At 67.9% G+C, this 7,800-nt stretch carries 7 protein-coding genes; all 7 read right to left on the bottom strand.

The window, feature by feature from the left end; translation table 11 throughout:
* A partial coding sequence (gene ileS, locus ACFV4K_RS33335; RefSeq protein WP_379280281.1) for an isoleucine--tRNA ligase occupies positions 1–3,176 on the bottom strand: 3,176 nt, incomplete at its 3' end.
* 321 nt (positions 3,177–3,497) lie between these two features.
* Positions 3,498–3,704: a hypothetical protein gene (locus ACFV4K_RS33330; protein ID WP_379280280.1), complete on the bottom strand. Its 207-nt coding sequence runs from the start codon at positions 3,702–3,704 to the stop codon at positions 3,498–3,500.
* 129 nt (positions 3,705–3,833) lie between these two features.
* Positions 3,834–4,664, bottom strand: coding sequence for a DivIVA domain-containing protein (locus ACFV4K_RS33325; RefSeq protein WP_379280279.1), 831 nt, complete (start codon positions 4,662–4,664; stop codon positions 3,834–3,836).
* Positions 4,665–4,736: 72 nt separating this feature from the next.
* Positions 4,737–5,039, bottom strand: coding sequence for a YggT family protein (locus tag ACFV4K_RS33320; protein ID WP_213560475.1), 303 nt, complete (start codon positions 5,037–5,039; stop codon positions 4,737–4,739).
* A gap of 225 nt (positions 5,040–5,264) precedes the next feature.
* Positions 5,265–6,059, bottom strand: a complete 795-nt coding sequence (locus ACFV4K_RS33315) for a cell division protein SepF (protein WP_357095052.1) — start codon at positions 6,057–6,059, stop codon at positions 5,265–5,267.
* 184 nt (positions 6,060–6,243) lie between these two features.
* Positions 6,244–7,017: a YggS family pyridoxal phosphate-dependent enzyme gene (locus tag ACFV4K_RS33310; RefSeq protein ID WP_379280278.1), complete on the bottom strand. Its 774-nt coding sequence runs from the start codon at positions 7,015–7,017 to the stop codon at positions 6,244–6,246.
* Complete coding sequence (gene pgeF / locus ACFV4K_RS33305) at positions 7,014–7,754, bottom strand: peptidoglycan editing factor PgeF (protein WP_379280277.1); 741 nt, start codon at positions 7,752–7,754, stop codon at positions 7,014–7,016. Before pgeF ends, ACFV4K_RS33310 begins: the two co-directional genes overlap by 4 nt.
* Positions 7,755–7,800: the final 46 nt, after the last annotated feature.

Raw genomic sequence — 7,800 nt, 5'->3', positions numbered from 1 at the left:
GCCTTGGTGATCGAGGCCTTGACGCCGCCGACGATCTCGGCGGCGTCCGCGGGGGCCGCGCCGAAAGTCAGTGTGGTGGCGAGGATCTCGCCCGCGATCAGGTCACGGTGGGTTTCGGCCCAGGCGAGGCGGTCGGCGGGGACGTCGAGGACCACGGTGATGCGGTCGGAGACGTCCAGGCCGAGGGACTTGCGGGTTTCCTGGAGGTCGCGGATGAGGTCGCGGGCCCAGCCCTCGGCCTCGAGTTCCTCGGTGACCACCGAATTCAGCACCACCAGACCGGCATTGCCGGGCAGGGCGGCGGTGGATTCGGGCTCGGCGGCGACCAGGCGCTGGGTGTATTCCTCGGGGAGCAGGGCGATGCCGGCGGCGGTCACGGTGCCGTCGGCGGCCTCGGTCCACTCCCCCGCCTTGACGGCCTTGATCACCGTCTGGACGTCCTTGCCGATGCGCGGACCGGCGGCGCGCGCATTGACGACCAGTTCGAAGCGGCCGTGGGCGGCCACGTCGGCGGTGAGATCGACCTTCTTGACGTTCACCTCGTCGGCGATCAGATCCACGAAGGGGCGCAGGCGTTCCGCGTCGGCGGCGGCCACGGTGACCTCCGAGAGCGGCAGGCGCACCCGCAGGTTCTGGGCCTTGCGCAGGCTCAGCACCGTGGAGCAGGCGGTGCGGACCTCGTCCATGGCCGACACCAGTTCGGCGTCGTGCGGCAGGACGTCGGCGGCGGGCCAGTCGGCCAGGTGCACCGAACGCTCACCGGTGAGACCGCGGTAGATCACCTCGGAGATGAGCGGCAGCAGCGGGGCCGCGAGCCGGGTCGTCACCTCGAGCACGGTGTGCAGGGTGTCGATGGCGTCGCGGTCCTCCTCCCAGAAGCGCGAACGCGACCGGCGCACATACCAATTGGTGAGCGCGTCGGCGAAGGTGCGCAGCTCGTCGCAGGCGGTGGCGATGTCGTAGACCTCGAGCGCGTCGGTCATGACGTCGCGGGTCGCCGCCAGCTTGGCCAGGATGTACCGGTCGAGCACGTTCCCCGAGTCGGTGCGCCAGGTGCCGGGCTGCGAGGCGTACAGCTGCAGGAAGGTCCAGGCGTTCCACAGCGGGCGCAGCGCCTGGCTGACACCCTCGCGGATCCCGCGCTCGGTGACGATCAGGTTGCCGCCGCGCAGCACCGGGGACGCCATGAGGAACCAGCGCATGGCGTCGGAGCCGTCACGGTCGAAGACCTCGTTGACGTCGGGGTAGTTGCCCTTGGACTTCGACATCTTGAGGCCGTCGTCGCCGAGCACGATGCCGTGCGCCACAACGGACTTGAACGCCGGGCGGTCGAACAGCGCGGTCGAGAGCACGTGCAGGTTGTAGAACCAGCCGCGGGTCTGGCCGTTGTACTCGACGATGAAATCGCCGGGGCTGTGCGGAGCCGCGACGGCGGCGCCGTCAATCGACTCCGTCGAGGTGCCCTCGAACCACTCCTTGTTCTCGAACGGATAGTGCACCTGCGCGTAGGGCATGGACCCGGACTCGAACCAGCAGTCGAGGACCTCGGGGGTGCGCCGCATCATCGACTTCCCGGTCGGGTCATCGGGATTCGGCCGCACCAGCTCGTCGATCATGGGCCGGTGCAGGTCGTCCGGGCGCACGCCGAAGTCCCGCTCGAGCGCGTCGAGCGAGCCGTACACGTCCACGCGCGGGTAGGCCGGGTCGTCGGAGATCCAGACCGGGATCGGCGCGCCCCAGTAGCGGTTACGGCTGATGTTCCAGTCGCGCGCGTTCTCGAGCCACTTGCCGAACTGGCCGTCGCGGATGTGCTCGGGGACCCAGGTGATCTCCTTGTTGAGCTCCACCATGCGGTCACGGAACTTGGTGACCGCCACGAACCAGGACGGCACCGCCATGTAGATCAGCGGCTGGCCCGAGCGCCAGCTGTGCGGGTAGGAGTGCTCGATGGTCTCGTGCCGCAACAGCTTTCCGGCGGCCTTGAGGTCCTTGATGATGACCGGGTTGGCGTCGAAGACCATCAGGCCCTCGTACGGCGGCACCATGGAGGTGAACTTGCCGCCCGCGTCGAGGGGCTGCACGATGTCGATCCCGTTGGCGGAGGCGACATCCATGTCCTCCTCACCGAAGGCGGGGGCCAGGTGCACGATGCCGGTGCCGGAGTCGGTGGTGACGTAGTCGGCGTTGAGCACGCGGTGCGCGCGGGGGTGGCCGAGGAAGAAGTCGAAGGGCGGCAGGTAGTTCAGGCCCTCGAGCGCGGCGCCCGAGTGCTCGGACAGCACCTGCGGCTCCTCGCCGAACTCACGGGTGTAGTGCGACACCCGCTCGGCGGCAACCACATACCGCTTGCCGTCCTTGCCCTGCACGTGCGCGTAGGTGACGTCGGGGTGCACGGCGATGGCGAGGTTGGACGGCAGCGTCCACGGCGTGGTGGTCCAGATCAGCGCGTTGGCGCCGTCGAGGTTGTGCAGCGGGTGGTCGGCCGGAACCCGCAGCACCATGTCGACGGTGACCGCCGGGTCCTGGCGCATCCGGTAGGAGTCGTCGAGACGCGCCTCCTGGTTGGACAGCGGGGTCTGCTCGTACCAGCTGTAGGGCAGCACCCGGAAGCCCTGATAGATCAGACCCTTGTCGTACAGCGACTTGAACGCCCACATGACCGATTCCATGAAGTCGAGGTCGAGGGTTTTGTAGTCGTTGTCGAAGTCGACCCAGCGCGCCTGGCGGGTGACGTAGTTACGCCATTCGTTCGTGTAGCGCAAGACCGAAGATTTACACGCGGCATTGAATTCCGCGAGACCCATGGCATCGATCTGTGATTTGTCCGTGATACCGAGCTGCTTCTCCGCTTCGATTTCCGCGGGCAGGCCGTGAGTATCCCAGCCGAAACGCCGTTCGACCTTCTTACCGCGCATGGTTTGGAAACGCGGGATCAAATCCTTCACGTATCCGGTCAGCAGATGACCGTAGTGCGGCAACCCATTGGCGAAGGGCGGGCCGTCGTAGAAGACGAATTCCTCTGCCTCGGAACGGTTCTCGATGCTGGCACGGAAGGTGTCGTCGGCGGCCCAGTAGTCCAGGACCCGCTGCTCCAGCTCGGGGAAGGAGACCTGCCCGGTGGTCCGGCTCAGGTCCGCGCGGGGGTATGCGCTTCGGGTGCTGCTGTCGTCCGCCATGGCGGCCTCTCGTCTCCTCGTGCCTGCGTCGTGGGCACGGGGACGATCCCGGCGCTCGGCGCGCCGTAACCGCGGTACCACCCCGCTTGCCCGGACCGCAGGAGCTGTGAAAACCCTTGCGAGACCGAGCCTCTCGTTGCGAGCTGTGACGGGCTCACCCGTTCGGTTCTAGTGGGCGATACCCGCTCGGAGCAGGTCCCGCCGTTCTTCCGAAGGCTCCCCGGTGATGGCCGGATCGACGCCGTGGTGCTGTCTACATACTAGCGGGGCGGGTCCAGGGGTTATTCCCCGGACCCGCCCCGAAGCGAATCGTGTGAGCCGCTAATGCCTGGCGTGCCGTCCGCCCGGTGGTGGCGAGGACGCGTCCTCGTCATCGGTCCGCAGCGACAACGCACTGACGAGCAGCAGCACCGCGCCGATCACGCACACGATGATGCAGCCCCATGCCCAGATCACCGAACCGGTGGTCAGTGCGGTCACCAGCAGTCCGAAACCGACCGCGGCGAGGCCGAGCGTCACTGCGAGCAAGTGCACCATCCCCTCGTGTGTCTTCGGCGGCGGTGGCCACCGGAGGTCGCTTCGAAAGGTTGGCGACGATGCCGTGCCGCCCGGGATCGGGTCCCGTGCGACATGGCATCGCAGGCCGTGGTTACGACTTTACTTGCTGCCCTTGAGGAGTGCGCCGTTGCCGGAGGCATCCTGGCCGAATTCGCCGCCGTCGACCGGGACCGCGGAGCCGCGGTTCTCCAGCTCCTCCAGCTGCGATTCCAGGTAGGACTTCAGGCGCACGCGGTACTCGCGCTCGAAGGTCTTGAGCTGCTCGATGCGGCTCTCCAGCACGCTGCGCTGCTGGGTGATGGTGGCCATGATCTCGGTGTGCTTGCGCTCGGCGTCGGCCTGCAGGGCGTCGGCCTTCTCCTTGGCCTGGCGCAGCTGGGAATCCGAGCGGGTCTGCGCGTCGGACAGCATGGCCTCGGCCTTCTGACGCGCGTCGGCGATCATCGCCTCCGAGCGGGTGCGAGCGTCGCTGACCAGGCGCTCGGAGTTGCCTCTGGCGTTGGCCAGCAGCGACTCGGCCTCGGTCTTGGCGTCCGAGGTGAGGCGGTCGGCCATCTCCTGGGCCAGCGAAAGCACCTTGGCGGCCTGCAGATTGGCGTCCGCGGAGGGGGCCTCGGCCTTGACGGGGGCGACCGGGACCGGGGCCGGCATGGGGGCCGGGGGCACCGGCGGCGCGGCCTTGATGGGCTCCGGCGCGACCGGGGCCTTCACCGGCTGGACCGCGGGGCCGCGGTTCTTCTTGGCGTCGGACAGTTCCGCGTCCAGCTCGGCAACGCGCTGGCGAAGATCCGCGTTCTCCTCGATGAGGCGTGAGAGCTCCTGCTCGACCAGGTCGAGGAAGGCGTCGACTTCATCCTCGTTGTAGCCGCGCTTCCCGATCGGCGGTTTGCTGAACGCGACGTTATGAACATCGGCGGGGGTCAGCGGCATGGAACGATCCCTTCACGCTTCGTATGGAGATCTAGCGGTAGATCTGGGCAAGCATTCTTTCGGCTCATTCTGTCACACCTGAGCTACCGACTGCCCTATCTGGCCCGTGATCGACATGAGGATGAACACGATAAACAGCAAGACCATAATCGACAGATCGAGCCGAATTCCCCCAAGATTCACTGGGGGTATCAAACGCCTCAGAAGTTTCACCGGGGGGTCGGTGATCGTGAAGATCACCTCGAGGATGACCACGACGAAGCCGGTCGGCCGCCAGTCGCGCGCGAAGCTGCGGATGAACTCGACGATGACTCGGCTGATCAGCAGCAGCCAGAAGAGGAACAGCAGGAGGTTCAACACCTGGAACAAGGCCACCGCACCACTCTGCCTGACAAACCATGATCGGCAAAACAGAAACACGGATCGTGCCGGTCACATCCGGTGTTGACGCGGCATGGCCGCAAGACTCCCCCATGATCCCCCGCGACCCTCGGTCGCAACCCCCTGGACGCGGCGCATTGCGCTGCCGCCGTGCGTGTTCGGCGCTGATGTGCGCCGGCACCGGCTGACGCCGCCGTTCCCCACGGCAGCGGCAGCTGGCTACTTCTGGTTGTAGAAGCCGTTCTCGGCGATGCGGCGGCGCTCCTCGGCGGAGACGTCGACGTCGGCGGGCGAGAGCAGGAACACCTTGGTGGCCACCTTGTCGAACGAGCCACGCAGGGCGAAAGCCAGACCGGCGGCGAAGTCCACCAGGCGGCGGGCGTCGGAGTTGCTCATCTCGACCAGGTCCATGATCACCGGGGTGCCGTCACGGAAACGCTCACCGATGATGGCGGCCTCGGCGTAGGTGCGCGGGCGCAGCGTCGTGATCTTGGACAAGGTGCCTCCGTCCTCGAAGATCTGGGGACGGCGGGCCGCCTCGATGCGGCGCTCCTGCTCCCGCAGCTCCTCGATGCGCCGCTCGGCGTCGGTGTCCATCGCCAGCGCGCCGCGGGTGCTCGCACCGCCGCCCATGGACCGGGTCCGGCTGGAGGGGGCGGTGTCGATACGGGTGGGGCGACGCGGGGCGTCGTAGCGGGCGTCGGCGTCGTAGCGGTCGCGCTCGCGGTGATCGCGCTCGCGCTCACGCAGCTCGTCGGCGTAGTCGTCGCGGCGGGAGGCGCTGTAGGCCGGCTTGTAGGGGGCCTTGTACGACGGCTCGTAGGCTGGCTCGTCGTCGTAACGGTCCTCGCCGTATCGGTCGTAGTCACGCTCGCGTTCGGCGTAGGGCCGGGGACGACGCTGGCCACGCTCATCGGCGCTCCGGGCGGCTCCGCGGTCGTCGACGTAATCGTCTTCGTAATCCTCGAGCGGAACCATCCCGAAGTACGCCTTGAACTTGTGCAGCGTGCTCATGCTTCCACCTCGCTGGCGCTCGGCTCCAGCACGAGCACGCTCGTGGCTGCGTTCATTACCCGCTCGCTGCGCTCGCTCATCTGGTCGACCTTCCTTCGGCCCCGGTTGGCCTGGGGTGTTGTCCTGCTCAGTCCTCGTCTGTCACCAAGCATATGTTTCAAATGTGACTGGTGAGGTTTCTTTGCTACGCCGAGGTTATCGGTCGCGCGCCCATAAGCGCAGTACCGACACGCACGCACGTACTGCCGTGGCGTATGGCCGACTCCAAGTCGCCGGACATGCCCGCCGACAGCTCTTTCGCCTCGGGGTGAACAATCGTTAATACAGAGTGGATGCGGGCCAGTTGCTCGAAGGCCGCATCGGGCTCCACATCCAGCGGCGGGATCGCCATCAGGCCCGCGAGCTGCAGCGATTCCGAGGCCTCGACCTGATCGGCGAGCGCGCGCAGCGCGTCGTCGCGGACGCCGCCGCGGGCCGGATCGGCGTCCAGCGACACCTGCAGCAGCACGCGCAAGGGGGCCGAACGCGCGCCCTCGTCCAGCGCGGCCCGCGCACCGGCCTCGAGCGCGCTCGCGAGCCGCTCGCTGTCCACCGAGTAGACCGTATCCGCCCAGCGTGCAACGGCTTTCGCCTTGTTGCGCTGAAGCCGTCCGATGAACTCCCAACGTACCTGGGACAGGTGCCCCAGCTGCGCCACCTTGCCCGCGGCCTCCTGTTCGCGGGATTCCCCGAACTCCCGGCGGCCCAGGTCATAGAGGATCTCGATATCCGAGGCGGGGAAGTACTTGGTCACCGGCAGCAACCGCACCGACCCGGGTTCGCGGCCCGCGGCCGCGCACGCTGCGTCGATTCGCTCGATGAGTGCCGACAGAGCGGTTTCGAGCTCGGCGACGCGACCTCCGCCGGACGTGACGTGCGCCGCATCGGATCCCGCTGCGGCGGTGAAACTTTCGGTCATTCTGAAACCCCCTCGGGTGACATCCAAATCACACCGGCGAGTCGGCCGGTCGGCGCGCCGCGGCGGTGGGAGAACAAGGTCTTGTCCTCGATAGTGCACCGCGGGTCCATCGCGACGGCACCGACACCGGCGGCCTCCAGCTGCCGCCGGATGCCCGCGCGCAGATCCAGGCCGGGCGTGCCCTTGGCGGTGGTGGTCGCGCTGCCCGGCAGATGCGCCTCGACATCGGCGCGCATGGCCGCGGGCACCTCGTACCGGCGGCCGCTGGCGGCCGGGCCGAGGAAGGCCCCGATCCGCTCCGGCTTCGCGCCGACCGACACCATGGCCTCGAGCACCCGGGGCACGATCCCGATGCGCGCCCCGATCCGGCCCGCGTGCACGGCCGCGATCACCCCGGCCTCGTCGTCGGACATCAGGATCGGCACGCAGTCGGCGGTGAGCACCACCAGCGCCAGGTTTCGCTGGGTGGTGACCAGTGCGTCGGTGGCGGGCACCGGCTCGGAGCGCGGTCCGTCGACGATCTCGACGTTGCGGCCGTGGATCTGTTCCATCCACACCAGCCGGTCCGGCGTCAGCCCGATGCTCTCCGCGAGCCGAACCCGATTGCGCCGCACCGCTTCCGGATCATCGCCGACGTGGTCGCCCAGATTGAACGAGTCGTAGGGCGCTTGCGAGAATCCGCCCGCCCGCGTCGTCACGACCCGTCTGGTCCGGAAAACAGGTGCCGCTGAAGTCATGCCACCGAGGGTAGTAGCCACCGCGGGGCAACCCGGAATCAGACAG

It is taken from the genome of Nocardia sp. NPDC059764, from assembly GCF_042732555.1.
Lineage (GTDB): Bacteria > Actinomycetota > Actinomycetes > Mycobacteriales > Mycobacteriaceae > Nocardia.
This window is presented reverse-complemented; position numbering and strand designations above follow the sequence as displayed.

What these genes read in the sequence shown, in the direction of transcription:
- ACFV4K_RS33315 (WP_357095052.1), bottom strand. Translation starts at nt 6,059, where the DNA reads ATGAGCACGCTGCACAAGTTCAAGGCGTACTTCGGGATGGTTCCGCTC.
- ACFV4K_RS33325 (WP_379280279.1), bottom strand. Translation starts at nt 4,664, where the DNA reads ATGCCGCTGACCCCCGCCGATGTTCATAACGTCGCGTTCAGCAAACCG.
- ACFV4K_RS33310 (WP_379280278.1), bottom strand. Translation starts at nt 7,017, where the DNA reads ATGACCGAAAGTTTCACCGCCGCAGCGGGATCCGATGCGGCGCACGTC.
- pgeF (WP_379280277.1), bottom strand. Translation starts at nt 7,754, where the DNA reads ATGACTTCAGCGGCACCTGTTTTCCGGACCAGACGGGTCGTGACGACG.